The organism is Williamsia soli, assembly GCF_017377795.1.
GTDB classification, from domain to species: domain Bacteria; phylum Actinomycetota; class Actinomycetes; order Mycobacteriales; family Mycobacteriaceae; genus Williamsia; species Williamsia soli.
In genome coordinates this window covers 168940-195002 of record NZ_JAFRDR010000009.1, presented here as the reverse complement: position 1 = coordinate 195002, position 26063 = coordinate 168940, and the positions used below count along the sequence as shown (strand labels likewise).

Sequence of the window (26063 nt, the reverse complement as noted above, 5' to 3'; positions counted from 1 at the left end):
GGCTGTAACTATGTCGGTGGCGGGTGTCACTGGCGGTGCTGAGCTGGTCGCCAGGCGTGATGGTTCGATCGACCCGTCGGTGGTCGTGCACAGCCCGGGCATGCTGATCGTTCCGCGGGTGGACCATGATGTCGTGATCTCGGCGGTGCCGGCGGGGTCGCAATCAACCTTCGCGCAGGGGACTGTTCTGCACGTCACCGTCGGTCTGGACAGCTCGCGCGAGATTGACCCCGACCGAGCACAGCTGACTCCACGGGACGTCTCCGGACTGAGCGCTATCGAATTGGCAACCATCAGTCCTGCGGGTGCCGAGCAGATTTCGGTGACGACGCGACTGATCCGTCCTGAGTTGCCACTGAGTCCTCTCGCGAGGCGCGCCAGAGCGGCGGCGCGCAGTGCACTCGGGGTGGACCAACTGCCGTCAGACCGCCAGTTGGAGGTCGTCGTACTCGTTGACTCGAGCCTCTCTATGGGCTCGCTGATCTCGGACGGGAGCGTGAGCGCTGCGGTCGACCTCGCCAAGGGGGTCGCGGCAGTGTTGTCGGCGGGAGCGCCTGTGCGCGCAGTTCTCGCGGGGCAGACGCTCACCGAGGTGAGCGTGGACAACGATGACTCGACCTCCGCGTTCCAAGCGGCGGTGGCTGCTACCGGGCTCGGCGTCGGCGCCACCCTGACCGAACCTGTTGTTGCGCAGAACGGGGCTCAGCTGACGATCGCGGTCACTGACGCTCCTGCGCAGGTCGCATCGAGGGGTCTGAGTACTCAGTTGGTCCTCTCACCGTCCCGAGCGGCCCTCGCCGACCCCAACTTCGTCGGTGCCGTCTCGCCGCCACCACGCCAGGGCGAGAGCGCTGTCGACCGCCTGCTGTCTGAGCCGGGGCTGGTCGACGACGTTGTCGGACGTCTGTTGGCGGTGCTCCAAGTGAGGAAAACGCTGTGAGTAAGTGCCCCCGTTGCTTCAATCCGCTGGTGCCTGACTGGTTCGCCTGGACGGAAGCGAAACCGACGACGCTCGAGAATGACGAACGCGCAACTGCTTTCAGCGGCCGGCAGGTTCGCATGGGGAAGACCTGTGAGCTGCGGCGTCCGCAAGATGCCCCGCTCAGCTGGGTGCCGGAGGCCCAATGGCCGGAGTCTCAACTCGGCGGGCCGGTTGCGGAGATATGCCCGATCTGTCACTACGAATTGCCGTACATGTGGCGCTGGGGCACGACGACATGCGTGGTGATGGCCGGAGCGAGAGCGACCGGAAAGACCGTCTACATCGCGGTCCTCATCAAGCAGTTGCAGAAACATGCCGAGCGGTTGAACAGAATCGTCGAGCCCGCGAACAAGCAGACCGCTGAAGTGTACGAGAACTATTACGAGCGGCCACTATTCGAAGAACGCGGCATACTCGGGTCGACGCCTTCGGCGTCGACAGAGGGCAGCCACCAGCATGAGCCCCTGATTTTCACGCTTGGCACCTGGAACGATGTCAAGCACTATCTGGTCATTCGGGACGTGGCCGGCGAGGATCTCGAGAATGCCAACGTCGAAGGTTTCTCTTGGCAGTTCTTTTCCGCCGCCGACGCAGTCCTGTTCATGTTTGACCCGCTCAAGGTCGATGAGATCCGACACCAGCTGCAAGATTTGGTACCTATGCAGTCAAATCAGGGCGGCGACCCGCGAACGGTCCTGCGGACAGTGATGGGTCTGCTCGGCAACGGAACTCCCAAGCTTGCGGTGATCCTGTCGAAGTTCGACGCACTGCAGGCGCTACAGAACGTCAAGGGCAGCGACTGGGGCAGCATCATGACGAATGCGGGTGCGGCATTCTCGCGGGATCCGAGCCTGCGAGCAGCCCCGTACGACGAGGCCGACGGGCAGTTGTTGGACGCAGAAGTGAGTAGTCTTCTCCAGAAGCTCGACGCCGGCCCATTGCTGAGGAATCTCGAGAATCCGAGAACGGGTCTGCGCTACGCGAACAGATTCTTCGCAGTGTCTGCACTCGGTGAATCACCCGTCGGAGCAAGGCTTCACGCCAACGGCATCACACCGTTCCGATGCATGGATCCGGTTCGGTGGGTGTTGGCTGATCTGGGAGTGCTGTGAGCTTCGCGTGCGCTCCTAACGTGACCTCGATGGTCGCCGAGCGGTGGGCAGCAGCGTTGGCGCCGGTCCTTCGCCCGGGCGAGGAAATCTTGGCCTTCGTAAGGATCGCGCGATTTGAACCGCAGACAGAAGCGCTCGCTGTCACAGATTTTCGACTGATCGGGTTCGAGAGCTTCTCCATGGAACCTAGGCGAATTGTGTTGGAGGCGGCTGTGGGGGACATCCAGGCCATCGATATTGCCCCCGGACCCAAGACGCTGTTGGTGACGACATCAGCGGGGAGAGTCAATTTTGGGGCGGTCAGTCGGGAAGAAGCCAGGTTTCTGCGGCCCTATATTGACTATCTGGTAGAGGCTTCGGCCGGCGGTCTGGATGAACTCCCACGCATTTCACACGAAGTCCGCGCGCCACAGCCCGTGAGCGCCAATCAGCCGGTTCTAGCCGACCGTCGGCCGGTGAAGAAGCGACGCAGGTCGCTCACGCGTGTTTATGGAAGTCCCATGGATGACGGTTCCTGGAGCGTCATCCGTGACCTCTGCGGTCCCGACGAAAACCCGTGGATGATCGTCAACAATGCAGGTGTTGGTTTCCTGGCGGCGTTCGACGATCGACTGTTGATCTCCAAGTCGCAAGCAAATCTCGGAGGTCGAGGGCACCTCACCACGCGATTTCTGTATTCGGAGATAATCAGAATTGACCTCTCCGTCGGTATCGTGAATGACGTACTCGAAGTGCATACGTGGCGCAATCGCGATGCAGCGGAGTTGAACCGGGCCAATACCCTGCCGTTGCCGAAGGAGCTCCAAGACAAGGTGCGGTTAGACCTGGACGATTTGCGCCGTAGGGCTTCTGACGCGAATCGTCCACCGGTGTCGATGTGGAAGCCTCCGCTGAAACCGCGCGTGGTTGAACCCAAGACCAAACCGGCCGACGGTTTGGTCTCCGAGATTCGAAGCCTGGCTGATCTTTACACCCAGGGTTTGATCACCGACGAAGAGTTCGGCGAAGCGAAGAGGGCCGTGATTGCCTCTCACACCCGAAACTGATTGGCGTGCCATGTTGACAAAGTTGGACAGACCTTTCAATGGACAGGAACGTCTATCGGCGAAGCGGGTAGCGCTGTGAGCTATGTCTGCCCACCCAGAGTCAAGGTCAAAACCGCAGCGCGATGGGCGAACGCTCTCGCGCCACTTCTGTATCCGGGAGAGCAGATATGGGCGTTCGCGCGGGTTACTCGGTTCAAGCCGACCACCGAAGGCATCGCCATCACCAATCAGCGCGTGCTGGGGTTTATGAGCATCGCCCTGGCGACGAAACATATTGTGTTCTCGGCTTCGGCCCGGGAGATCATCAAGTTCGATACCCCGATCAATCTTGGGTCCCGCAAATTGGTGGTGACAACCCGCTACGGCGACGTCGACTTCGGGAGTGTACGTAATGACGAGGTGGGTTTCGTCAGGCACTATATCGAGTACTTGTTGGAGGCAACAGCGGAGGTGCCGAGTCCTGCTGCCAGCGCCCCGCTACCGGTACTCAACACCGGGGAGCCGGCACCGACCAACCTTTCACTGCGTCTGCACGGCGCACCGATCGACGATCGCGACAAGAAGCTGATCGTGGATCATTCGGGACCTGTAGAAGAACCCTGGTTGATCATTCATAGTGGCGGTTCAGGATTTCTGGCAGCGTTCGAAGATCGTCTGCTCGTGTCTACGGACATTGCGTCGACGCAGGGTGGCGTCCGGACGACTACGGTGTTTTCCTTCGTCAGCATCAAGACGATCGAGTACATCCCGGGAGACGTGAATGACGTCATCGCGGTGCTCACCTGGGGTCGACGTGATGATGCTGATCTGTCCAATCGACTTGAAATGCCGAAGAAGTTGCGCGACGGGGCGTTGCAAAACCTTCACGAGCTCAGGCGCCGGGTGTCCAACCTGGACGGGCCGCCTGTATCCATGTGGAAACCGCCGCTCCCGCCGCGTGTCGTAGCGGCGCCGCCACCCGGTAGTGGCCTGGTGACGGAACTGCAGAAACTGGCCGATCTTCACGCTCAAGGACTCATCGACGATGACGAGTTCAAAGAAGCCAAGCGCGCAGTCATCGCCGCGCATGCAAAATAAGCCGGTCGGCACTGCATGTCGTCCGCGTCGGGCTAGTAATTCTTCACCAAACTTCGCCTGGCACTGAGCATTTACCGGTGTATTTGGTCAGACCTATACCGCGGTTGGACTTCTTACTCCGCCCCACGGGACCATTGCGGGGCTCTTGCACCCAGTTGCCTGAGATGTCGAGACCGGGCATGTTCTCGCTGCCGGGTTCGCTGTACCGGGTCTCGCCGTCGACGGTCAGGACGCCATCCTGAACGTCAATGTGGGCGATGGTCGCCCAGTACGAGTCTCGACTGTTGCCGACATAGACCAGAATCTCGTCCGCGTCGGGCCCAGGTAGTCCATTGGCTGCGGCTCGGCCGTAGCGAATCGCCACCCGCGGCTTCCCGAACTCGTCGATGGCTCCGGTCCCGTTGTCGACGCTCTGATAGACGTTGACCAGGAGGTCACCGTTCTCGTTGGGCTTCACCCAGACCTGTTCTGTAGCGGGCTTGTTCCCGTTACCTGGTCCTTTGCTGTCGCCGGAATGCTGGATGTAAGGCCAGACGTCGAGACTCCCACGATGTCGCGACTCACCGCTGATGACGACGTACTTGTTCGTCTCCTCATTTCGACAGAAGAAGTACACGTCCAAGTCGCCGTATCCGTACCGTCTGACCTCGCCGTTTGGTCCGTACACGGCGTCCCGTCCGTCCCATTCCAAGCCGACGGTGAGCACCCAGCTCGGATCACCCTGGCTCTTTCTGAGGTCGATCCGAGCGGTCTTGTCGTACGAGTTCTTGTCGAGCGACACTTTCACTTTGGAAAAGTTGATCGGCGAGGCGGGCGGTGTCTGACTCGGCCGAGCCTGAGGAGGAGGTGGAGGTGCCGGGACAGCTGTAGGTTGCGGGCTGGGTTCGTCGACGACGATCCCGTGTTCGGTCGCGAAGGCGGCGAGACCTTGGCTGTACCCCTGGCCGATTGCATCGAGACGCCAACCAGCTCCGCGCCGGTAGAGCCCCACGACTTGGAGCACCGTCTCGACCGATAGTCCGTCAGGTACGAAGGTGAACGCCTGCGCGTTTCCGCGGATGTCGACCGACAGCGAGCCGGCTACGCGGCCGAACTGTGCATTCTGCGCTTCGGTGCTGCCGGTGATCACCACTCGGTGGACGTCGGCAGGAACCGCCGCCAAGTCGACGGTGATCGACTCGTCCGAGATCAGCGAGACACCGTGCGCCGTCGGGTTGTTGAAGAACACGAAGTCATTGTCAGACCGTACTTTTCCTGATTGATCCAGCAGGACAGCCGCGATGTCGACAATGCCGCGAACACCGGAACCACTCAGAGTGATGGTGTATCTGCTGTCCGACAGATCCGACTTCGAACCTTTCGAAACCACGGTCACGAGCGCACCTCACTTGTCGATGTCCACCGAGTTGCTGTCATGGTTGGGGCTGTCCGACGTCGTCGCACAACGGTCCGGTGATGTAGCCCTGCTCGCAGCCGTGCTGAGTCTGGATCTCCCCGCTCGTGGGCTCCTCGCCGCAGATTGTTCCGCAACGCTCGAACCCACTGATCACTCCGTCGCCGTTCTGGTCTTGGCTGCCGGTAGGTGGTACGTAGGTATCGCAGGACGCTTCGTAACCGGTGGTGCCGTCTGAGTAGAGGGCGGTACCGGATTGGTAAAGCGAGAGGTCCCCGCACACAAACGTGATCGGGGCAGGCGGAGGCGGTTCGGTGGACGGCGGCGCGACGGTTGACGTCGCCGGCGGCGGTGCGGCAGTCGTGGACTCCGTGACCGCGGTCTCTGACGAGATCGCGGTCACGGAACTACTCGTAGACGTTTCGGTTTCGTCTGCAGCGCTGCTGCATCCAGCAGTGAGCAGGACGAAACTTGCGGCGACAGCCAGGAGGGTGGAGGAACGCATCGTCGCCTAGCAGGGGCTGGGTTCGCCGATTTTGACGACGGAGAGAACGGCGTCGCCCTCGGTGATTGGAGTACCTGGTTCGGGCGTTTGGCCGACGACCACCCAATTGCTGTCATTGACCTGCATCCGACCCTCTCCGGTGGCGTCTTCGCTTCGCGAGAAGAAGACGCCGTTGTCCTGAATCAGGTTTTGGGCGGCCTGCAGGTTCATGCACACCACAGCTGGCATGATTCCGCCTGCCGGAGCGGCCGATGTGGTTGCGGGCGCAACCGGCGCCGGTGCTGAAGTCGACGTGCCGGCCGGAGGAGCAGTGGTCGTGGGCTGAACGGTCACCGTGCTCGGCGGGGCGGTCACCGTCGAGACTGACGAGGTTGCCGCTGTGGACTCCTTGTCATCGGAGCATCCGGAAATTGCTGCAATCAACATCAAGGCGGCGATCGCGCTGATCCCGCTGAGGATCGACAGTCTCTTCGACTTCATCGGCGACTGGGGCTTCTTCCAGGTCGACTGACTGTCATCACGTGTGGACCGTGACAGCTGTCCTGAGTTCTGGCCGATGTCCGAAGAGGACGGAGGCTGTGTGGTCATGATGATGAATCCTTCTGTTGGTTGATCGAGCAGCGAAGAGATCGCCGCGTTGGGGTTGGTCGGCGTTGAAGCATGAGCAGCACGCGTGAGTCAGCGATTAGGTATCAATCAGACGGGCGACGAGGCGCGCCGAAGAGCTAAAAGACGGCGGAGCATCACGAACCTTTCGGAGAATCTGTGAGGTGCTTTGACTACCAGCACGTTTCACCGAACGTTCAGGAGCGTCAGCTAGTTATAGCAAGAAGCTACGACAGTGTTACCGATGATTGTAAAAGAACTTTTCGGTCAGTCCGCGCTGTTGAGATATGCCGAGGTAGGAGCACGCCGGACATGGCTTTCGTTACCCTAGCGAAGGGCCTAACCGGCCGGGTAGCGACCGCCGTTTGTGGGAGAGCTGACCCATTCGGTCTCAGGCCAGAAGCGGGATTCATCAGACCCAGTCACTCGCTGCGCCTCTGGCTTCGTTCCAATCAAAGTCTGAGCGCGTCGTGTGAATGTCTCTGACCGCGTTCCAGATCGGTGTCCCCGTCGGCTGGGTTGCGTACAGTCCGCGAGCAGCAGCGGCAGTTCTGTCGAATTGGCACGGCCAGTCGATCGACTGGGCCAACGCATCCAGCCTCTCGCGTCCGCGATCGAGCGCTGCGAATACATGCAGCGGCGCGGGGAGAAGACTCGACTTGTTTGAGTTGCAGCGCGGACAAGCCAAAACGAGGTTCGCCAGACCGTCGATTCCCACACGCGACCAGGGGAGAACGTGATCGACATGCGCACCGGTACTGACTGCGGCATCGCAATAGAAACACCTCTGACCGAACTCAGCCGTCAGCACTACTCGCGCGCGGTCGAGCGAAATGCGGTCGATGCCGAATAGGTGGCCAGGAAGATCGGGTACGTCCTGATCAAGGAAGTGATTCAGCTTGCGCACATCGTTAACCCACGCGATTTGTAGTGCCGGCTTCAGTAGCGCCGACAATCGGGCCAACGCGAAGCACACGCCCGGAAACAGTCGAAGTGCGTTGCCGTGGTCAGCGACCGCCTTGGCAGAGATATTGTCGCGCATCCAGGTGTCGTCGTAGAGGAAGCATTCATGTACCAGGTCGCTGCCGACCCGCTGAAGGCGAAGCAGCGGCTGTTGAACCAGCGTCATTCGCACAAGGTCACGCGTGGCGAGAAACTTCGCGCCCCCGCGACGGCGTGCGACCTCCAGTGTGACGTCTCCGGACGGGGAGGTCACTTGTTTCAGGTCGCGCACCGCATCAGGGATCCTCGCAACCTTCTGAGATGTCTGTTTCAAATAGTGGCCATCGAGGTCGCGAACCTGTCGCCAGTAAAGCGCAATCACTCGTTCGGCGAGGTCATCGAGATCGACGTCTACGGCAGCGTCTCGTTCGCCGGGTGCGTGCTCGACTGCGAACTCGAGTAAAGCGAGCAGTGTCGCGAGTTTGTATGTTGCGGTGCGTCTACCGCTTTCAAGCACACTCATCAGTTGCTGGCCGAGGGCCAACGGATCGCGGGAGTCGAGGTCGTGCACTTCTCGACGTTAGACCACATGGCCGCCGGAGGTTCCGTGATCGGCCCCGCGTCGCCCGGAGCGGCGATACCGTGGGGTTGCCATGTCTCAGCAGAATGACCTCACCGACTACTTCGCGGCGCCGACCTACAGCCGCGAGGAAGTTCTTGCATCGCCGTATCCGGTTCCACCGGAGGCCGGTGTCTACGGATGGTGGTTCAAGACGTTGCCCGCGGACATCGACGTGTCGCAGTGCGTTCACCGCGACGAACTGGTATTGCTTTACGTTGGCATCAGTCCCAGCAAGCCGCCGGCCGTCGGCAAGGCCAGCAAGCAGAACATCCGGCGTCGGGTCAAGCTGCACTACGCAGGTGACGCATCGGTGTCGACATTGCGAAAGTCGCTCGGATGCTTGCTAACCGAGGAGCTGGGAATCGAGCTTAGACGTGTTGGCACCTCTGAACGTCTGAAGTTCGGCCAGGGAGAGACTCGGCTGTCGGAGTGGATGGCCGAGAATGCGCTCGTCTCTTGGGTCACTCACCCAGAGCCTTGGCTGTTGGAGGATGAACTGATCGAGACGCAAGATCTGCCGCTGAACATTGATGGTGCCGCCAACCCGTTCACCCCTGTCCTTCGCGCGACTCGTAGGGGCGCTGTGGCACGGGCCAGAGCCCTCCCGGTCGTGCCGTAACCGGCTGCAGAGCGCTTCTCGACCTGTGACCGGCTAACGAACCTCATCCAACCGACTCGTCAGCACCACCAACCGCAACGCCTCACGCAGGCTTTTCACCGTCGTCGACCACGCCTTCTCCTCATGCTCACACGCAGCCGCTTCCTCTTCATCTTCGCGGCTGAGCGCGTCGTAGATCGAACTGCGCCAGGACAATTCCTGCTCCTCACTCACCCGCAGATACTGGAGGATAGCGTCGCGGTCGAACTCGCAGATGGTCGCGATCTCGTGCGGCGACAGGCGACCGTGCTCGGTGTCGTCGAGCTGTAGGATGACCATCAGGCCCGCCGGCAGGGTGTCGCCGGAGCCATCGACGGCCGCGCCGGCTTCGGCGACCACCTCCTTAATCTCACCGGACCCATCGGTCAGGAAGTCAAACCACTTGATTAGCGTCGACCGCAACACCGCATCAGCGAAGACAGTCGCATCCATCCGGATCGCCACCCGGACGTGGCCGTCATGGAGGACGAACTTGATGTCCGGCCACTTACACGAGTAGGCCATAAGGGCTTCGCTCGCCGCCGCTGAGTCCCGTACCTCCACAGCGAGGTTCGTGAACATCTCGATGGTCGGATCGCCGGAATCGACGCACAGCCACGAGGTCTCGCCGTTCACCGTGAAGACCACGTCACCGTCGTCGTCCTTGTTCGGCGTGGAACCGGTCATGCGCTCGAGTGCGGCGTCGACGAGATCGCGCAAGTGAGACTGACCGGTCGGTTTGACAGCGACAACGGGTGCCGGCGCAGGCGTCTCATGAACCGTGAGAAGAAAGCTGGGGTGCACCACCTGCCACAGTTCCTGCATGACGACGGTGGCCGCGTTGACCACCAGTTCGATCTCGTCGCGAGGACGCTCGACCTCGCATTCGTCCTCGCAGATGGAGTCCCACTCGAGCTCCATGAGCAGCGAGAGTTCGTCATCGTCGATCTCTCGATCCTGCGCGAGCAGGGTCGGACCGAGTACGCACCGCACCTCATCGTCATCGGTGACCGTGAACAGGGCAGCAGGCCCGCTGCCGTCCAGGGTGGCGTCGGCCGCACTCACTCGCACCGTATCCAGGGCCTGCAGTCCGGTCAGCCGGGTCGCCAGCTCATCACGGAATGCTGCCCATCCATCGGCGGCGGAAGCGTCGAAGTCGAAGATGTTGGACATCGGGCACCTCCCTCTCTGTTGTCTCGTAGGTAAAGGGTAGCGAGGGGGTCTGACATTGATGAGCGGACAACACGCCCGCTCGATAGTGTGTTCGAAACGACACCCGTGTAAGTAAATCGGCAGTCGCGCAACGGATTTCATTGTCAGACCCCCTCGCTACTTTTTCCTCGTTGCTGACGGCCACTTCCCGGCTGTCGACGAAGAAGAGATCGGATCCGTGATGTACACGATGGACGAGGCACCCCAGGCCACCAGGCCGACGTTGAGCGAGCGCGAGGTCGAGGTCCTGCGGACCTGGTTGATCTGCGATACCAAAGAGGAGGCCGGCCGCGCGTTGTTCATCGGTGCCGCGACGGTCAGCACCCACATCGCCCGTGTCCGCGGCAAGTACGACGCCGCGGGCCGTCCGGCCAACACCAAGGCCGCGCTGCTGGCACGGGCTCTGCAAGACGGTTTGATCACCGTCGACGAGCTGTGACAATGAGCGACCTATACGAGTACTACGCCGTCGGCGCGCCGCGGCCGCGGAGTCGGCCGGTGCTCACGGCGGTGTCGAGTCCCGGTGCGGTCGGCGCTGTGGCGGCCGTGTGCGTGACTGCCGCGTTGGTGGCGGCTTCGATGCTGCACCTCGGCTTCCTGCTCGCCGGGGCATTCCTCGCAGTGATCGTCCTTGCCGCCGGCGCATGGCTTCGTGAGGGCGTGGAGAACGAACAGGCCTCCGGCAAAAGGCTTCTGGTGGAGTCGGGGTATCTCGTTACCTCTGCAGAGGTTTCGGAGTGTGACAAGAAGGACCGCAAGCCCGTCGAGAAGGCGCGGTCGGCAGTCGCGGTGATCACCTCGTCGGAAGCAGCAACCGGAGGGTGGCTCGGCGACGTCGACTTCACCGCCGACCTGTTCTGGATCGCGTCATCCGCTGTCGACGCCAGCGCGATGCAGGAGCTGATCAACAAACTCAAAGCGTCCAAGAGGGCGTCGGACAAGCATGCTGTGTCGGCCGGCAAAGCGTGGCTGGACGTCCGTCGGAAGAAAATCGACGAACGGGTCAAGCTCCTAGAAGATGCTGCCAAACATGCACGCGCTGTTGACGAAAGACTGAAGCGTCAACAGGAGACCGCAGAGCGTCTAACCCTGCGTGACGAGGAATCGGCGCGCATAGCCGGACTCCGGACACGCCTGATGGGAAGTGAGCAGCCAAACTTGGTGGAGCCGGGCACCGAGGCCGTGGAGGCGATTCGTGCCAGGGCTGAGGCGTTCTACGATGTCGACGCCATCAACCGGCGTGTGGCCGGTGACGACGTCGTCGACACCGGCGGCGTTCTCGGATGGCTTCGCCGAAGGCTGTGATCCGATCGTATGATAGGCCGTGGACCTGCGGCGCTTTACGCTCAGACACATGCGATTTGAGCTCAAACCGCAGCACGTTGCGGGAGCTCTGGCGGTGCTGTTCATCCTTCCCGTGCTCTACATCTTCATGGTTCAAGGTGTGGAGTCGTCGACGGAGTATTCGATCAGCTACTCGACAGGGGAGACGAGCACCGACTCCTCCAGCAATCTGGGCAGTCAGATCGGTAAAGCTCTCCCGTGGTTCATCTTTGCGTTGATCTTTGGTGCCATCGAGCTATGGGCTCGCAAGACCAAAGCAGGTTGGCCTCCGGCAGTGCTTAGCGCTCTGGCCGGATTGCGTCAACCGGCCACGAATCCTTCTCCCGGCGGCGCCATGCGATTCAACCCACCACCGAATTGGCCTCCCGCTCCTGCCGGCTGGACACCCGCGCCGGGGTGGCAGCCCGACGCCCACTGGCCTCCAGCCCCGGCCGGCTGGCCGCTGTGGGTGCAAGAACCGGCCGCCGGTGGCCCCATCGCCCCGCCGCCCTTCCCACCTCGTGGCTGACGCTTTGAACTCAGCCATATTGACCAGCACAGATGACCAGACCTCCAGGACAACCGTTCGGCGATCATCCTGATCCTGGCGACCGGTGCGGTCGCTGCGTACATGATTTCAGACCGCTCGGACGCGAATGCTGACACCGCCGGTCCATCGACCACCACTGTCGCCGTGGCAGCGGATGTGACACCCGGCCGTGCCACGCAGGAGCCAGCGGTACCTGAGGTACCGGCCAGTACGAACCCAGGTGAACCGCGTCGGATCCATCACGTGCACCGGAGTCGACGCTGCGACGATCGCCTGTTCCGACGACATCGCGGGCACCGGTTTCACTCTCTCGGAGAGCGACCTCGAGGTATCGGCTCCTGACCTGCAACGCCTGGCCGGCGCGCTGCAACAGCCCGGACTACGCCAGTATCCGTCCCGAGCACACCGATCTGCGCGGCAGTTCAGGAGGGCATCCACTCCACCCGGGTATCGGAATCCCCGGTGTTTCTACACGACAGCGGGCTCGATGCGCCGCTCGACCCGCATAGCCATTCCCCGCCTCGGAACTTGATTGTCACGCTGCGTGATTGCTGTGCAACCGTCTCGTCGATCCCGGACTGCATCAGGGCCTCACCGAAGTCGCACGTCATCGGGCCGAAGACGGTGAGCATCCCGGTTCGCTGGTTGAAGTCCGTGAGCCCGCAGACTTCTTGACTTCCCTGAGCCTCCGTCGTCGGAACTGTGGTCGTGGTGCTCTTGGTAGCTGGGCGTGGTGCGGGTCGTGAAAGAGGTGTCAACGGCTCGATCAGGGTTAGACGCGGTGCTAGCAGTGGGTCGAAGTAGACGTCATGGATCTCGTCGTTCTCGTCATGCGGACCGTAGTCGGAAAAGATCGGATGTCCGGTCCCTCCGGCGATCTTGCCGTTTTCGCAGTCTATTCCTCCGCTCGCGTCGATACCACCGTCACCTACAGCAGACCCGAGCCGTAGCGTTCCGATGGCTTCGTCGAGGTAGCTCGCTTTGTCGTATTCCAACGAGTCGGTGAGGCTGCCCGTGAATTCGGCCCCGTCACAGACCCCTTGGACATTCTGGAGCAGGTTGTAGAAATCGTCCGCACTGTCGGCGTACTGGCCCCTGGCGTTGGTCGCCTCAATCATCAGGGCTCGCAAGTCGCTCATTCTCACGGTCGGCCCGTTCGGATCCCACGGTAGGTGCTCGCGGGTGAGGGTGCCTGGCTCGACGTACCCCTCATCCTCGTACATAGCGATCCGAGCGTCGAAGTACTCATCAGTCCCGTATTGAAGCGTCGAAGGTCCGTCACGGTTGGCGCCTGTCGGCAGCGCGAATCCATCGCCGTTCTCGTTACTACCGCATGCAGCGAGCGTAAGCATCAGAGATAGAACTATCGCGGCAATCGAAGCCTGCCAGGGTGCGCGCACAATCGGATCCGTCCTCTTCTCGGCAATCTGAAACTGCACTCGCGGAACAACTTAACACCGCAGTTTCGAATTGGCGCCGGTGTGAATACGTTCGTACCACGGCGCGATGGACAAGTCTTTGAGCACCGAACTACCTTGGTCGCGATCACAATCCTTGATCCCAAATCGATTTGCAGATAGTAGCTTCCGAGAAGTTCGTACGTTCGTATGACGAGCTGAGCTTCTTCCAGCTTGTTACGGTGTGACGCTATGGAAACGGACGGCGTGGTGACTCAAGACGGACCGTCACGCAGCGGGTTCCGTGTGCTGAGCAGCGGTCGGTGACCAGTGGACACAAACCAGCCCCCGGCCGAGCCGGACCGGGGCCAGTACCCCAGCCAGCGGCAACGCCGCACCGCTGACGCACAGCCAGGGCCGGCTGCAGACGGTCCGCCGCCCATCCGTCCTCTCCCAAACCCGCAAGCTGCAACGACCTCGCAACCCACACAGCCGGAGTCGAATCCGCAGCCCCTGTCGCAACCCGTCCCACAGTGGTCGCAGACAGGGCCGCCACCGCGAACACAAGCGGCGCCTGCCGGTCCGCCGCATCAGTTCGGACCGCCGGCGCAATTTTCACCCTCGCAGCCCTCGCAACCGTTCCCACCCCAGGGCCATCCGTTTCCGCCGCCGGCCCCCGACCGTCCTTCGCGCAAGGAACGTCGCCGCCAGGCCAAAGAGGCGAAGGCCGCGGCCGCGCACATCGCGACTCCACCAACCGTCTCCGGTGACCCAGACGGCATTGAACAAACTTCGCGTCCATCGAAAGCCAAACGTCGGTTGTGGATCGCTGCCGCAGTTCTGTTGACCGTCGTAGCGCTTGTCGGTGCTGGGACCACGCTCGGGTACTACGCCCAGAACGAGTGGGCGAGTCGGCAGTCCCTCCCGGCGCCCACCATCATCACGGCCCCGGTACCGGCATATCAGGAGAACGCCGAGGTGTTGATGCCGGACGTCCGTGGACTCGACGAGGCCGCCGCGCGGCAGCTATTGATCGATGCCGGAATTCCCGCGGGTGACGTCACCACGACCACCGAACCAGCTGCCGGTGCCGAAGGCAGTGTATTCGACCAGTCTCCCGCTTCCGGTACCGCGAATCCAGAAGGCGTACAGCTGGTCTTGGCGGCCGAGGCCCGTATGCCAGACATCGCGAACATGAACGGGCAGCAGCTGTCGGTCGAGTTGCAGAAGCTCGGTGCTCAAGTGGAGATCCAGCAGCGATATCAGGCCGGTGCCACCGCAGGGAACGTCGTCGCGTCTACGCCGGCAACCGGAGAGCCGTTGCCCGACGAGGTGATCCTGGTCGTCGCAGAACCAGGCTCCTCGGTGTACTTGGGCAACCTCGATGCCGTGAGCAGCGGATGTTCCACCGGTGCAGTCTCGCTCAATGGCAAAGACTTTCAGAATTCCCTCTCGTGCACCGCCGGTTCCCGCGAGGCGAACAAGTATGAGTGGGTGACCAAACGGGCCGCAGATCAGCTGACAGCCACGGTTGGGATCGCCGATGACGAGGATGCCGACGGGCGGGCCAAGGTGGATATCTTCGCCGACGGACGTCTGGTGTCGTCCGTTGTCGCAGCGTATGGCACAACGGTGCCGCTGAACGCTCCGATCAGTGGCGCGCTGCGGATCAGCGTAGTGGTGTCCGAGGTGGGCGGCGAAGACACGCCGCAGGCCGTGCTCGGCGATGCGAGAGTGGTCGGGAGCACTGATGCCATGGCCCGGATACGAGAGAACTGATGGCACTGAGCGCCGTAGGTCGGGGACGGCCTCGGGTCCGCGCACTCACTCTGCTCTTGGTGTTCGCGGTCCTCGTCGGCATGTCCGGGCCCTATCCGTCGATGTTCGGCGGTGTGCCGACCGCGTCGGCGGCCCCGGATTCGTCACCCGCTCCTGTGTCGAGCGGTCCGGTGCCCATCGTCATCGTGTTCGACCTGTCGAGTTCGATGACGGAGACCGACGGCGCCGGAACTGTGAAACTGTCGGGCGCCAAGCGCTCGCTCAAGGCACTCGTCGATCGGCAGCCACCCAACACCGAGATGGGATTGTGGACGTACCCGACCGCGGCGGACTCGTGTTCGCCGGGCGGCTTCGTGTACGGATCGGGACTGCAGAATGTGGCGGACCCCTCGACGCTGTCGGCGACGATCGACGGTCTGTCCGCCAACGGAGGCACCCCCACGGGCGATGCCCTGCGATCGGCGGCGGATGCGGTCCGCGACCAGGGCCGCACCGCAGCTACATTCGTGCTGGTCTCCGACGGCGAGAGTAACTGTGACACCGACCCTTGCGATGTCGCGAAGACTATCTCCGCGGAAGGTTTCGACATCACCGTGCAGGCCATGGGATTCCAGATCTCCGACGCCGGTCGAGAAGAGCTCGAATGCATTGCCGAAGCAACGCAAGGTGCGTACTACGACGTCGCCGACAGCGACGAGCTGAGCGCCAAACTCAGTGAACTGTCGGTGCCGGCGATCGACGTTGCGGTGACCGCGGCGGCCACCGCCCCGTCGGGCGGTATGACGACGCTGTCCGCGGTGGTCACCAACACGTCGGCGCAGACGATCGAAGACGTCATGGTCGGCTTGCAGTTCAAGTTCGGCGACGACGGCAAAGGCATTCTGCCTGCGGTGATCCCGCCGAGATTCCGCTTGGGCACACTGGCTCCGGGTGCCACCGCTACCCGGTCCTGGGACGTGTCCACCACTGCCCGCGGTGTCGCGGGCACCATGAACTGGTCGGTGGGCGCCTGGGGTGCCACCACGTTGCCGGTGCGCAAGAGCGGCACCATCACGGTCACCGACGACCTCGAGGCCGCCGCAGGAGGGGACCTGCTGAAGGGCATTACAAACTCCGATCACCCCGCGCTGGTGATGGGCGACTCGTTCTCCTCGGGGGAGGGCACTCGCCAGTACCTGAGTAAGGACGACGATCACAGCGAGCTGTGCCACCGCTCGGACACGCAGTACGTGAGCCAGTTGATGACGACGGCAAAGAACAAGAACGTGACCAACATCGCCTGCAGCGGTGCGATCATGGTCGATCTCATCTCGCCCCAACTCTCCGACAAAGAACCTTGGCGTACCAGCAAGGGGCAGATCCAGATGCTGGACAAGGCGAAAGCTCCCTCCGCGGTGTTCATGACCATGGGCGGCAACGACATCGGCTTCGGGCCCCTTGCCACGAGCTGCATCACCTCGCTTCCCGTGCCGGGTGCGCCGGGATGCGACGAGGACGAGGAGATCCGCACGTCGGTCAACGATGGCATGGTGGTGCTCAACGGGCTCGATCGGTACTACACCAACATCTTCCGGACCGCGAACAGCGACGGAAAGAGGAACGCCCGCAAGGGTGCCGTCGCACCGGTGATCGTGGTCGCCTATCCGGAGGTGACCCCGCCGAGCTCGCGGGCGCGAGGATGCACCCAGATCGGACTGGACTACGGCGAACTGACCTACATCAACGAAACCGTCCGGGCACTCAACACGAAAATTCGCGACGAGGTGAACGAGGCCTGGGACAAAGGTTCCGAGGTCTACTTCGCCGGCAGCACCGCCAACGCGTTCATGCCCGACCACACCATCTGTGACAGCGACCCGTACGCGAACCCACCGAGCTTGGACGAAATGACCGAGGTTGCCGAGTTCGGTGTCGGAGCCTTCATCACCTCCTCGGCCAACGGACGTCTCAACGAGTTGGTGCACCCGAATGTCAACGGTCACGGCGCATTGGCGGCAAGCATCGTGTCCTGGTCAACCCAGCCTGAGCTCACCAAACGTCCGGCCTACGACAGCGTGCCCAAGCCCACCTTCAACCTGTCCGGTGGCCATCAGGAACCTGATCAACGAATGGACGTCTCGACCAATGAGACGGCGCGGAACACGATCGTGGTGGCAGGCGACGTTGTCGAAACCGTGATCAAGGAGGCCACCCTCGGCCGTTTCCGGCCAATCCGGTGGCTCTTCCGATCAGAACCCCAGCTGCTCGCCACGGGCTATACCGCCGAAGACGGCAGTGCCGCCGCGACCATCGTCATCCCGGAAAACACCCCGTCCGGGGTCCACCACCTCACGATCAGCAGTACCGGTGCGGACGGACAGCCATGGACCAACGACATCGAGATCCGCGTGAAAGCACCGATGCCCTGGTGGTATTGGGGCCTGGCCGCAGCAACCGGTCTCTGCGTTCTCGGCGCCCTGGTGGCGCTGTGGCGGGCGAGGCGGTTCCGGTGAACGGTGTACGGTCACGCGCAGGGGTGCTGAGACTACGCGGACGTCATCGCCCGGGTTCCCAGCGTCGGCTTCGCCGAGTACAGCAGAATTGCTGGGTGACATGGCGAAATGACAGGAAGGGTTGATCGCAGACGCTCAGGCCGCTGCCCTGGAAACCCTCAAGGCCCTCAGATCGAATCCCGGACTGCATCTTCGCGAAAGCGATGATCGCCGAACGGGGCGGCGACATCGGGTACTTCAACGGTCCGAACGGGCAATCCTGGGCATGCGGCAGCGGCGACATCCTCGCCGACTACGAGTGCTACTCAACGGCAGGCCCAGAGCGGTTCAAGTGGGAGTCCAGCTGATTCTCACCACGAGGGCCAGGATCTGCTGTCAGTTCGAGCTACCAGCCGCCTTGGAGAAGGCACAGCACCACCACGTCACTGCCGCTGCCCGTTCGGATCCATTGCCCCGGGCACGTTGACGAATCGTTGGTGATACTCGAGACTTTGTTGGTGGCGTAACTGGTCGAACACGTGGCCGTTGTCGCCTTGAGTGCGCGCGAGCCGTCTGTGTTCGTCGTTCCGAGATACTCGACGTGCAAACAATCTCCGACCTCCGCATTTCGGATCACCGCAGAGGTACCGACTGCTGTCGTCAGCGGCGGGGTGTACACCGTCGTGGTAGGAGTTGACGTCTCGTAGTCCGCGCTCGCAGAACTTTCAGTGGCCGAATTGAACGCTGCGATGAGAACGATCCACGTCGCCACCGCAATCGCAGTCAACGTGTACCCGATGACCAACCCGCTGACGGCGAGTCCACGACCGCGTTGACCGGTCCTCGCGATCTGATGGATCGCGAGGTGGCCGAACACGACACCGAGTGGTGCGAACACGAAGCTGCTGAACAGCGCCGAGATGGCCAGCGGGTTGCTTCCCTCTGAGGGTGGTGCCTGGGGATACAGGCCGCCGGCGGCGATCGGGCCTGAAGGTGCGAGTTGCCCAGGGCCGGAATAACTGCGGGGCGACGTATGGAAGTATCCGCCGGTCTGAAAGGCCGCGTCAGGTCGCGAACGGGTGCTCGCATCGAGAATCCAGGCGAGCAGAATTCCCACCATCACCGGCCAGAGATCAGAGATGGCGAATCCCCACCAGTGCCGAAGCATCGGATAGGCCCAATTGCTGCCCTCTTCTGAAATCCAGATGATCCAGGTCCACAGGGCAGATGCGCCCGTCGAGAGTGGAACGGCCAGCAACCAGAGCGCGCCCCGGCGCCGAGCAATGCCCCATGCGGTCACCGCACCTACGGGTGGTACGACTGCCATCGCGTAAAGCCACACGTCGTAACCGATTGACGAGAGGTCCGCGAAAATGAGGAGATAGTTCATCCCGATCATGATCGCCAGGGTGAGAACCGCGATGAGAGTGGCAGCGAGTCGACGGCCCGGTCGGGCTCGTACAAGAACAGCGACGACCAACACCAAGGTCGGGAGCGACCAGAGCAGTGGCCCGAATACGTCTTGTGCAGTCCCTGCCAGATGCTGCGACGCAGTGTCGTTGATCCAGTACAAGCCTATGACAGGGAGCAGAAACGCGGCACTGGCGAGTGCCCCGAGAAAGCTGTTGGGGGTGGCGGTCGACCCAGGAGGCTGTTGTTGCCAACCGGTTGGCGGCTGCGATGGCCAGATCGGTGGCGGCGGTGCCTGGTGGAAAGGGATCGGGGCCTGGCCGGGCGGGTTGTTCGGTGCTTCGTGCACTGGCGACGCCGACTCTGCGCGCGGCGGTACGCCACCCTCGACGGGTGTCCTCGGCTGCGGTAGCGAAGGAACCACCATTGTGCGGGTGGGCGATTCGGCCGCGCGGTTCTGCGGGGCAACTGGTTGACCCGGTTGTGCGGCGGGAGGTGATTGTGGCGGTGACGATTTCAGCAGGCTGAACGGCGATGGATCGCCCCCTGGGCTCGCTGCAGGCGGTGCGGCCGAAGGGGGCGCGAACGAGTCAGGCGGACTCGGCGCCGGGGCGTGTTGCTGCTGGGGGACAGGCGGGGGGAAATATGGAGAGCCCGGCGGCGCAGGCGCGAACGTGACGGTGCTCGACATCCGAACGACGAATCGTGCCATCACGACAGTGATGAATCCGTACGCGGCAACGAGTGCCACGAAGATGAGCAGTTGCAGTGCGAGGACGACGGGACTTTCGAGGTGCTCACCGGTCCATCTCGTGGCGGCTTGGTCAGTGGACAGTCGTGCGATTGACCCCCAGACGCCACCCAGGGACATCAGCGTGGCCACCAACGCGATGCCCCACGTCGCGAAGTTGTGGGCGAGTTTGGTTCCGAGCGCGATGAAGACGTAACCCAACAGGGTCCACAGACCATAGAGGATCAAGGTGATCGCGAACGAGGACGTCGTGAGATTGAGAATGATGCTCACGACGAAGACCGCGGCGTAGGAGAAGCAGACGAAGATGTCGGCCTGGGTGGCCCGCAGGTGCGCGAAACCCGGCCCCCGAATCAGATCACCGCTCATGCCTCGAAACATCAATCGTTCGACACCACGACCCGGATTCATCGCACCTACCTGAGCTGAGCCACAATCCGGCACGGCGCCGGTGGTTGCATGGTCTCAGAGAAGGCCACGGCTATTCGTACTCCGAACGTATGGCTTTGTGTAGTACGAACATACGAATGGTCCGGCGTCACTGAGTTCGGCCCCCGAGCACGTGAGTAGCGGGCTTCGAGTTCCATATGTTCGCATTACACAACGCGACGAGAGATCGTGCGAGCCTGTAATAGTCCCTCCGGCACAGGTGAAAACCTGGACAGTGAACGCTATTGCGGCCAAATAGCGCGTTTTCTGAGGCTGTAGGTCAGAATGTGCGCATGCATTGTGATGGGCGGCTTGCTCGGTGAGCGGTCGTGGAATTCTTCGGGTGGGTGTGATCGACGACCATGAGTCGGTCGTCGAAGGGCTGCGCACGATCATCGAGGAGGGCGACAACATGACCTTCGTCGGGGGTGCGGAGACGGTGGAGCAGTTGTTGCAGAGGGTCGATCGCATGGATCTGGCGGTACTGGACCTGAGGTTGGCGGATGGATCGTCGCCGCATTCCAATGTGACGCGACTGCGCAAGGAGCGGATCGAGTCCCTCGTTTACACGTCGGGCGATGAGCCCTTTCTGGTACGGGAAGCCGCGGCGGCGGGTGTACTCGGGGTCATCCGGAAATCGGCTCGCAAGGCCGAGATCCAAGAAGCTATCCGAGTCGCCGGTTCCGGACGGCAAGTGGCATCGGTGGATTGGGCCGCCGCGCTGGATTCCGATCCGGGATTCGTCGATCTGTCGCCGCGGCTTCGTCAGGTGCTGGAGTTGTACGCATCAGGCGAACCGACCGCGCGGGTGGCGAAAGAAACAGGCTTGTCGGCAGATACTGTCAGCGACTACGTCGACCGCATTCGGCGCAAGTACCGCGATGCCGGCAGGCCGGCACCGACAAAGACAGACCTGTACAAACGAGCAATTGAGGACGGATGGTTACCGCTTCCGCGTCGTTTCCGTCGGTAGTCGAGACCGGCGACGATGCGCAGCCGGCCGGTCACCGCATCCTTCAGCTGTTCTCGCTGTTCGTGGGCGGCGGCTACCTGTTCTATCTGGTGTTGGTCGTCGGCAACATAGGCCAGTCACTGGGTGTCATGGCCGCCTGGTGGACGATTACTGCGCTTATTCTGATCTTCGGGACGGGCCTGGCCATGGGGGCTTTCGCCCTCCGGAGCAGCACTGCGACCCTGCGGAGAACGGCGGCGATCGTAGCGATCGGATACGTGATCGCCTTGGCGTTGTGGCCGCTGGCGTGGGATGGCGGACTGATCGCCAGCGAGCGTGGCATGTGGTTTTCCCAATTCAGTGGACTGCCTGCGATCGTCGCGGCGGCTGCGTGGCGGGCGCGTTGGGCGTTCGCCTATCTCGCGGGCGTCACCGTCGTCGTTCAGACGATCAACCACGAGGTGCGGGCGCCGGAGTTCAACGGACCGGTGTTGCCAGAGATCGCCTGGGCCTTCGCCTTCTGCATGATTCCGTTCGCCGCGGCGGTGATGGGTATCCGTACTGCGGGGATCCTCGATGCCACCAGGGAATCGGCCTACGCCGCCGCAGCCCAGGCCGCGGCGACGCAGGCGAGGGCGTTGGAGCGAACACGGTTCGATGCCCTCACCCACGACGGCGTGATGTCGACTTTGCTCGGCGCCTCACGCCAGGGCGCCTCCGAGCGGTTGGCGCAGCAAGCCGAACGCACCATGGCCGACATGGACAACTATGACGGCCAACCGTCTGGGGAGGATGCCCCGTCGGCGAATGCGACGGTCGCTCAGTTGCGTGGTGCGGTCGTTGACGCCGATCCGACTGTGACCCTGGATGTCACTCGCTCCGACGACGCGGAGTCGTATCCGCTGGAGGTGGTTCTCACTATCGCGGCGGCCACCTCAGAAGCGGTCCGCAACAGCGTCCACCACGCCGGCGACAACGCCAGCCGAGTGGTCGTGGCCGTCCTCGAGGCCGACTCGCTTCGCGTCGACGTCCTCGACGACGGTGTCGGGTTCGACCCCCGCAGCGTGCCACCGCAGCGCCTGGGAATTGCAGTGAGCATCCGGGGGCGTCTCGCCGTACTCGACGGGGGAAGTGCGACGGTCGACTCCCACCCCGGACGCGGAACCCGGATAGGCATCTCCTGGACGCGGTCCCGATGACCACCACCAGTCGCGAGGCGCCTCGCGACATCACGGCGATCCTGGGCATGCACACTCCAGCAGCCAAAGGTGTTGTCGCGGTGTATATCGTCGCCATCACGATCGTCGCTTTCGAAACACGGCAGGGGATAACGACGTTCTGGCCGATCGCGCTTGGGCTCGTCGTACTGGCTGCCGGGACCATCGGACTCATCACCGTCCCCGGCGATCCGCTGCCCGTACCCGCAACGATCTGCATGGCCTCGGCCGGTGCGATCGCCTCGGCCCTGATGCTGTGGGTCATGCCCGTGCCGCTCGAGGTTCCGCTGCAGGCGTGGACCCACGGAGCCGGCACCACGATCCTGTGTTTCATGTCGGTGCGGGGGCGGTGGATCAGCGCGTGGTGGGGGCTGTTTGCCATGGCTGTGGTCTATGGACTGTGGGGCGCGTTGACAGACCAGGGATTCGTGTTCGGCGCGGTCATGGTCGCCATCGATGGCGGGCCGCTGGCGATGGCCACGCTGCTCTCATTCACACTGCGCCCCAGCGGAAAAGCGGTCTTCGCGCTGCGTGACGCCGCCACCGCACGCATCTCGGCGCTGTCGGCGGCCCAAGCGGCAGCAGAGGAGCGCGACGCTCGGCTGCGTCAACTCGACGAAGTAGCGCGTCCTCTGCTGGAACGCATCGCAACCGCCGAACAGTTCACCGCCGAGGAGTCCGAGACCTTCGAATTGGTGGAGGCGAATCTGCGTGACCGGCTTCGGGCGCCCGCGCTGACCACCCCAGACATCGATGTCGCAGCCCGGGTGGCGAGAACCCGCGGGGTCGAGGTCGTTCTCATTGATGACCGCGGCATGGATGCGACGCCGGAGGACGTCAAGGGCGCGGTTCGTGCCAGAATCGCCGAGACTCTCAGCGCCGCGGAGAACGGCGACGTCTGTGTTCGAGTGCTCCCACCCGGCCGCGCGGCACTGGCATCGATTTACATCCACGACAGCATCGGAACGCGTCGTATCACTTTCGATCACGAGGGTGCCGAAGTTCAGAACTAGTCTGCTTCTTGTTGCCGCCGCTAACGGTGCCCCCAGCTCGGGTGGCCCCCGAGTGCCCGTCTATCGGATGCCGGCAAATGGCAATAACTTCGAGATCAGACCGATAGTCGATCTGGCGGCTGTCGACGAACACGATCGGACCACTGTGCACACGATGACCCAAGCTGTTGCCGACCCCGCGGCCGTCCCCACACTGAGTGCCAGGGAGGTCGAAGTTCTGCGCACCTGGTTGATTTGCGACTCGAAAGAAGCCACCGCCCGCGCTCTGTACATCAGCGGGGCGACGGTCAGCACGCACATCACCCGGATTCGCGACAAGTATGACGCGGTCGGCCGACCGGCGGCAACGAAGGCGTCGCTGCTCGCGAGGGCGCTGCAGGATGGGTTGATCGGGGTCGACGAGCTCTGACCTTGTTCCATCGCAGACCCACCTGACCTCGTTCGAGCGGGTCGCGACGGACGCTTCTGCCGGATCGCGGCATGGCCGTAGTCGTCTGCCAATCACATTCGCAATTCCTGTGAGAGCCTGACAACTCTGCGTGCGATTCCGTCGATGGGAAGTAGTGACATCGACGATGTATTCGGCAGCAGACTAGGTTTAGAGATTCAGTCGTGACGAATTGGTTGTAGTCGCAGTCGTAGATTCGATCGATTTGGACGAGCCGAGGTCCTGCGCGGAGTACCGATTAGCGGCAGAACGAGTGAGGTCTTCGATCGATTCGAGTTTGCTGAACAGGGCGGCGCGGCGTGAGCCGAGATCGTCCACAAATCCGTCGAAGCCAGACTTCGCCAGTTCCGAGAATCCGCCGGAACATTCGGCGATAGCCTGATCGCAGCTTCTGATCTGCGCATTCGATGCGTAGTTCCGACTGGCTCCTGGATAAGTTATCGTCCTGAAGACAGTTTGGGGGAACTGGTGAAACGTTGCGCAGGCAGAGCGCGAGTGGTTGCCGTCCTGCTGATTGCGATGTTCGCGCTGGCTGGTTGTCCTGCGGGGGAGCCGGTGACCGGGGAAAAAGAATCGGCTGTTTCCGCAGACCGTAACGCAGAACTGAACCTACGACTCGAGAGTTTGCCTAATCTCGAGCAGGTCACCGTCCAGTACGTGGCCCTCACCTCGCGGATCGCCGCTGCCGTCACGGAGGTGGTACCCGAATTGATCTGGGAAGAGGGGCAACGTGTCGGAAAGATGTCATGCCCAGGTGAGTTGGCGGGCAGTGAAGGGTTCGTGATCTCCACGACCATGTTGGTTTCAGACGTTCCGATTCCTTCAGATAAATGGGCGCCGGCCTTGGTTGCGGCGCAGACGATCGCGGCCGAGGGTGGGCTAGCGAAACTGACAGTCCGTCAGGACCAACCCGACAACCACGATGTAATGCTCAATGGCGCCGACGGGGCATCGTTGACCTTCGGTAGTCGCAAAGCCGCTCTCATTTCGATGACGACGCCGTGCAGGTTAGAAGACCGGCGTGACAGCTAAGTAGGCGACTAGGTCCCGGGGGGGCAACAGTGGATCTGACAATGATTGACCGTTGGGATACAGGCGCATTGGATACACTGGCCGATTCGCTCGGTAAACGCACAACAGCGATGTCAGAGGTCGAGACCGGTCTGCGGGTGGCCGGTCCGCTTCCGGGTTGGTTCGGTGAAGGTGCGAACGCCGGCCGTGAGCTTCACCGTTTGACCGCAGATAGTCTCCTGGATGAGGCCGCCGTACTCGATGCTGCCCGACAGCTCGCTGTCGAACCGTCTGCCGCACAGGCAGCGAACATCGATTCGGATGCAAAACGAATCTTCACTGCGATTCGCGAAGGCATCATCACCGCCGGAGACGCCACAACCATAGATCAAGCCGGCGAAACCGGCGCAAAGCACGAAGCTCTGCGCGAAGAAACACTGAAACAATTGGATTTGGATGGACGAAAAGACGACACCGTATCGACAATATCGTGGTTGGGCTACGAACCGCCGAGTGGCGACGGCAGTCGTCCTCCGTTCTACGAATTTACAGAAGCGGGACAGCAAGATAGGGCAAAAGACGGCGCCGATGACCTCAACGAGTTCTATCGCACCCTCGACGTCGCCTCGACAAAGGATGATCCGCACATTGTTGCATTCGGACATTCCTACGGGTCCGTCACACAGGGGCTCGCCCTACAGGATGGTCCTCACACGGTAGATGACGCCGTATTCTACGGATCGCCCGGTTTCGCGGCAGAGGACGAGCCAGAGCTCGGGCTGCGGCAGGGACATGGGTTCGTCATGGAGGGTTCCGACGACGACATACGGTTCGTCAAGTCGAGGGGTGTTGTTGATTTCAACGGACCGAATCCGACTGAGACGCGGCTGGTTCAGCTGGCTACAGGTGAGTACGTAGCTCCAGATGGGACGCGGCACGATGCATCTCGGAGTCATGCCGAGTATGGCCGAGACGGCTCGAATGGTGAATTGAGGACCCGGGCTACAACCTTGCGCTCGTACTCGCTGGGCTACCGCAGCTGGCTGTGCCGCGGTGACCCAATCGGTCCAATCGGCGCTGATTACGAATATCTCAAGGAACTGCGGTACGTCTTTGCACCGGTATGGAGCCCTTGCGAGGATAGTCTGTGATCTGATCGTACGATTGGCCGCGCACCA

General features: G+C 62.3%; 25 protein-coding genes. 18 read left to right on the top strand and 7 right to left on the bottom strand.

All coding sequences use genetic code 11. The features are described 5' to 3' along the window. Positions 1–16: 16 nt before the first annotated feature. The 4 genes from J3S28_RS22240 (at position 17) to J3S28_RS28820 (ending at position 4217) form a co-directional block, all read left to right on the top strand. On the top strand, positions 17–940 hold the full coding sequence (locus tag J3S28_RS22240; RefSeq protein ID WP_207843014.1) for a hypothetical protein: 924 nt from the start codon (positions 17–19) through the stop codon (positions 938–940). Continuing rightward, positions 937–2094, top strand: coding sequence for a TRAFAC clade GTPase domain-containing protein (locus J3S28_RS22235; protein ID WP_207843012.1), 1158 nt, complete (start codon positions 937–939; stop codon positions 2092–2094). Before J3S28_RS22240 ends, J3S28_RS22235 begins: the two co-directional genes overlap by 4 nt. A 29-nt stretch (positions 2095–2123) precedes the next feature. Then, the gene (locus J3S28_RS22230; protein ID WP_207843011.1) at positions 2124–3140 is read left to right on the top strand and encodes an SHOCT domain-containing protein; all 1017 of its coding nucleotides are present in this window, start codon (positions 2124–2126) and stop codon (positions 3138–3140) included. A 75-nt stretch (positions 3141–3215) separates the two neighbouring features. After that, positions 3216–4217 (top strand): SHOCT domain-containing protein, encoded by a 1002-nt coding sequence (locus J3S28_RS28820; RefSeq protein ID WP_207843009.1) that lies wholly within the window; start codon positions 3216–3218, stop codon positions 4215–4217. Positions 4218–4260: 43 nt separating this feature from the next. Here the strand turns inward: J3S28_RS28820 and J3S28_RS22220 are convergent, their stop codons facing one another. From J3S28_RS22220 to J3S28_RS28465, 3 genes are all read right to left on the bottom strand, one after another. Continuing rightward, entirely contained in the window at positions 4261–5592 is a 1332-nt protein-coding gene (locus J3S28_RS22220) for a TerD family protein (protein ID WP_207843006.1), read from the bottom strand. A 37-nt stretch (positions 5593–5629) separates the two neighbouring features. Next, positions 5630–6013, bottom strand: a complete 384-nt coding sequence (locus J3S28_RS22215) for a hypothetical protein (protein WP_237341921.1) — start codon at positions 6011–6013, stop codon at positions 5630–5632. Positions 6014–6121: 108 nt separating this feature from the next. Further along, positions 6122–6325 (bottom strand): PASTA domain-containing protein, encoded by a 204-nt coding sequence (locus J3S28_RS28465; RefSeq protein WP_237341920.1) that lies wholly within the window; start codon positions 6323–6325, stop codon positions 6122–6124. A 169-nt stretch (positions 6326–6494) separates the two neighbouring features. On the opposite strand from J3S28_RS28465, the gene J3S28_RS28640 reads away from it, so the two are divergent. Beyond that, on the top strand, positions 6495–6626 hold the full coding sequence (locus J3S28_RS28640; RefSeq protein WP_272874232.1) for a hypothetical protein: 132 nt from the start codon (positions 6495–6497) through the stop codon (positions 6624–6626). A 507-nt stretch (positions 6627–7133) separates the two neighbouring features. Here J3S28_RS28640 and J3S28_RS22205 read toward each other — a convergent pair. Continuing rightward, the gene (locus J3S28_RS22205; RefSeq protein ID WP_307797333.1) at positions 7134–8234 is read right to left on the bottom strand and encodes an HNH endonuclease; all 1101 of its coding nucleotides are present in this window, start codon (positions 8232–8234) and stop codon (positions 7134–7136) included. Positions 8235–8316: 82 nt separating this feature from the next. On the opposite strand from J3S28_RS22205, the gene J3S28_RS22200 reads away from it, so the two are divergent. Next, a complete protein-coding gene (locus J3S28_RS22200) occupies positions 8317–8904 on the top strand; it encodes a GIY-YIG nuclease family protein (protein ID WP_207843004.1) in 588 nt (195 codons plus the stop codon). 33 nt (positions 8905–8937) lie between these two features. Here J3S28_RS22200 and J3S28_RS22195 read toward each other — a convergent pair whose 3' ends face one another. Further along, entirely contained in the window at positions 8938–10095 is a 1158-nt protein-coding gene (locus J3S28_RS22195; protein WP_207843001.1) for a T3SS (YopN, CesT) and YbjN peptide-binding chaperone 1, read from the bottom strand. Between the two features lie 220 nt (positions 10096–10315). On the opposite strand from J3S28_RS22195, the gene J3S28_RS22190 reads away from it, so the two are divergent. From J3S28_RS22190 to J3S28_RS22180, 3 genes are read left to right on the top strand one after another with little or no spacing between them, the layout of a single operon-like run. Further along, entirely contained in the window at positions 10316–10573 is a 258-nt protein-coding gene (locus J3S28_RS22190) for a LuxR C-terminal-related transcriptional regulator (RefSeq protein ID WP_237341959.1), read from the top strand. Between the two features lie 2 nt (positions 10574–10575). Next, positions 10576–11439, top strand: a complete 864-nt coding sequence (locus tag J3S28_RS22185; protein WP_207842999.1) for a hypothetical protein — start codon at positions 10576–10578, stop codon at positions 11437–11439. Positions 11440–11488: 49 nt separating this feature from the next. Next, on the top strand, positions 11489–11986 hold the full coding sequence (locus J3S28_RS22180) for a hypothetical protein (protein WP_207842997.1): 498 nt from the start codon (positions 11489–11491) through the stop codon (positions 11984–11986). 443 nt (positions 11987–12429) lie between these two features. On the opposite strand, the gene J3S28_RS22175 is transcribed toward J3S28_RS22180, so the two are convergent. After that, complete coding sequence (locus tag J3S28_RS22175) at positions 12430–13359, bottom strand: hypothetical protein (RefSeq protein ID WP_207842996.1); 930 nt, start codon at positions 13357–13359, stop codon at positions 12430–12432. An 888-nt stretch (positions 13360–14247) separates the two neighbouring features. On the opposite strand from J3S28_RS22175, the gene J3S28_RS22170 reads away from it, so the two are divergent. The 3 genes from J3S28_RS22170 to J3S28_RS22160 all read left to right on the top strand — a co-directional run bounded on the left by J3S28_RS22170 (position 14248) and on the right by J3S28_RS22160 (position 18022). After that, complete coding sequence (locus J3S28_RS22170; RefSeq protein WP_207842993.1) at positions 14248–15183, top strand: PASTA domain-containing protein; 936 nt, start codon at positions 14248–14250, stop codon at positions 15181–15183. Then, entirely contained in the window at positions 15183–17675 is a 2493-nt protein-coding gene (locus J3S28_RS22165) for a VWA domain-containing protein (protein ID WP_207842991.1), read from the top strand. The genes J3S28_RS22170 and J3S28_RS22165 overlap by 1 nt, the downstream gene beginning before the upstream one ends. Before the next feature lie 203 nt (positions 17676–17878). Beyond that, complete coding sequence (locus J3S28_RS22160) at positions 17879–18022, top strand: hypothetical protein (RefSeq protein ID WP_207842989.1); 144 nt, start codon at positions 17879–17881, stop codon at positions 18020–18022. Between the two features lie 38 nt (positions 18023–18060). Here the strand turns inward: J3S28_RS22160 and J3S28_RS22155 are convergent, their stop codons facing one another. Beyond that, complete coding sequence (locus J3S28_RS22155; protein ID WP_207842987.1) at positions 18061–20184, bottom strand: DUF4190 domain-containing protein; 2124 nt, start codon at positions 20182–20184, stop codon at positions 18061–18063. Positions 20185–20578: 394 nt separating this feature from the next. Here J3S28_RS22155 and J3S28_RS22150 point away from each other — a divergent pair, with 394 nt between their 5' ends. The 6 genes from J3S28_RS22150 (at position 20579) to J3S28_RS22125 (ending at position 26036) form a co-directional block, all read left to right on the top strand. Continuing rightward, complete coding sequence (locus tag J3S28_RS22150; protein WP_372436061.1) at positions 20579–21217, top strand: response regulator; 639 nt, start codon at positions 20579–20581, stop codon at positions 21215–21217. Then, the gene (locus J3S28_RS22145) at positions 21184–22395 is read left to right on the top strand and encodes a sensor histidine kinase (protein WP_207842983.1); all 1212 of its coding nucleotides are present in this window, start codon (positions 21184–21186) and stop codon (positions 22393–22395) included. Before J3S28_RS22150 ends, J3S28_RS22145 begins: the two co-directional genes overlap by 34 nt. Continuing rightward, the gene (locus J3S28_RS22140) at positions 22392–23426 is read left to right on the top strand and encodes a DUF8320 family protein (protein WP_207842982.1); all 1035 of its coding nucleotides are present in this window, start codon (positions 22392–22394) and stop codon (positions 23424–23426) included. The genes J3S28_RS22145 and J3S28_RS22140 overlap by 4 nt, the downstream gene beginning before the upstream one ends. A 154-nt stretch (positions 23427–23580) precedes the next feature. Further along, the gene (locus J3S28_RS28460; RefSeq protein WP_372436057.1) at positions 23581–23835 is read left to right on the top strand and encodes a LuxR C-terminal-related transcriptional regulator; all 255 of its coding nucleotides are present in this window, start codon (positions 23581–23583) and stop codon (positions 23833–23835) included. 507 nt (positions 23836–24342) lie between these two features. Beyond that, on the top strand, positions 24343–24906 hold the full coding sequence (locus tag J3S28_RS22130; RefSeq protein WP_207842981.1) for an LppA family lipoprotein: 564 nt from the start codon (positions 24343–24345) through the stop codon (positions 24904–24906). Between the two features lie 41 nt (positions 24907–24947). Further along, on the top strand, positions 24948–26036 hold the full coding sequence (locus J3S28_RS22125; RefSeq protein ID WP_237341919.1) for an alpha/beta hydrolase: 1089 nt from the start codon (positions 24948–24950) through the stop codon (positions 26034–26036). Positions 26037–26063: the final 27 nt, after the last annotated feature.

Excerpts from the sequence above, each read along its gene's own strand:
- J3S28_RS22230 (WP_207843011.1), top strand. The coding sequence starts at position 2,124 with ATGGTCGCCGAGCGGTGGGCAGCAGCGTTGGCGCCGGTCCTTCGCCCG.
- J3S28_RS28465 (WP_237341920.1), bottom strand. The coding sequence starts at position 6,325 with ATGAACCTGCAGGCCGCCCAAAACCTGATTCAGGACAACGGCGTCTTC.
- J3S28_RS22200 (WP_207843004.1), top strand. The coding sequence starts at position 8,317 with ATGTCTCAGCAGAATGACCTCACCGACTACTTCGCGGCGCCGACCTAC.
- J3S28_RS22195 (WP_207843001.1), bottom strand. The coding sequence starts at position 10,095 with ATGTCCAACATCTTCGACTTCGACGCTTCCGCCGCCGATGGATGGGCA.
- J3S28_RS22190 (WP_237341959.1), top strand. The coding sequence starts at position 10,316 with ATGTACACGATGGACGAGGCACCCCAGGCCACCAGGCCGACGTTGAGC.
- J3S28_RS22185 (WP_207842999.1), top strand. The coding sequence starts at position 10,576 with ATGAGCGACCTATACGAGTACTACGCCGTCGGCGCGCCGCGGCCGCGG.
- J3S28_RS22180 (WP_207842997.1), top strand. The coding sequence starts at position 11,489 with ATGCGATTTGAGCTCAAACCGCAGCACGTTGCGGGAGCTCTGGCGGTG.
- J3S28_RS22175 (WP_207842996.1), bottom strand. The coding sequence starts at position 13,359 with ATGCTTACGCTCGCTGCATGCGGTAGTAACGAGAACGGCGATGGATTC.
- J3S28_RS22165 (WP_207842991.1), top strand. The coding sequence starts at position 15,183 with ATGGCACTGAGCGCCGTAGGTCGGGGACGGCCTCGGGTCCGCGCACTC.
- J3S28_RS22160 (WP_207842989.1), top strand. The coding sequence starts at position 17,879 with ATGATCGCCGAACGGGGCGGCGACATCGGGTACTTCAACGGTCCGAAC.
- J3S28_RS22155 (WP_207842987.1), bottom strand. The coding sequence starts at position 20,184 with ATGAGCGGTGATCTGATTCGGGGGCCGGGTTTCGCGCACCTGCGGGCC.
- J3S28_RS22145 (WP_207842983.1), top strand. The coding sequence starts at position 21,184 with ATGGTTACCGCTTCCGCGTCGTTTCCGTCGGTAGTCGAGACCGGCGAC.
- J3S28_RS22140 (WP_207842982.1), top strand. The coding sequence starts at position 22,392 with ATGACCACCACCAGTCGCGAGGCGCCTCGCGACATCACGGCGATCCTG.
- J3S28_RS28460 (WP_372436057.1), top strand. The coding sequence starts at position 23,581 with ATGACCCAAGCTGTTGCCGACCCCGCGGCCGTCCCCACACTGAGTGCC.
- J3S28_RS22125 (WP_237341919.1), top strand. The coding sequence starts at position 24,948 with ATGATTGACCGTTGGGATACAGGCGCATTGGATACACTGGCCGATTCG.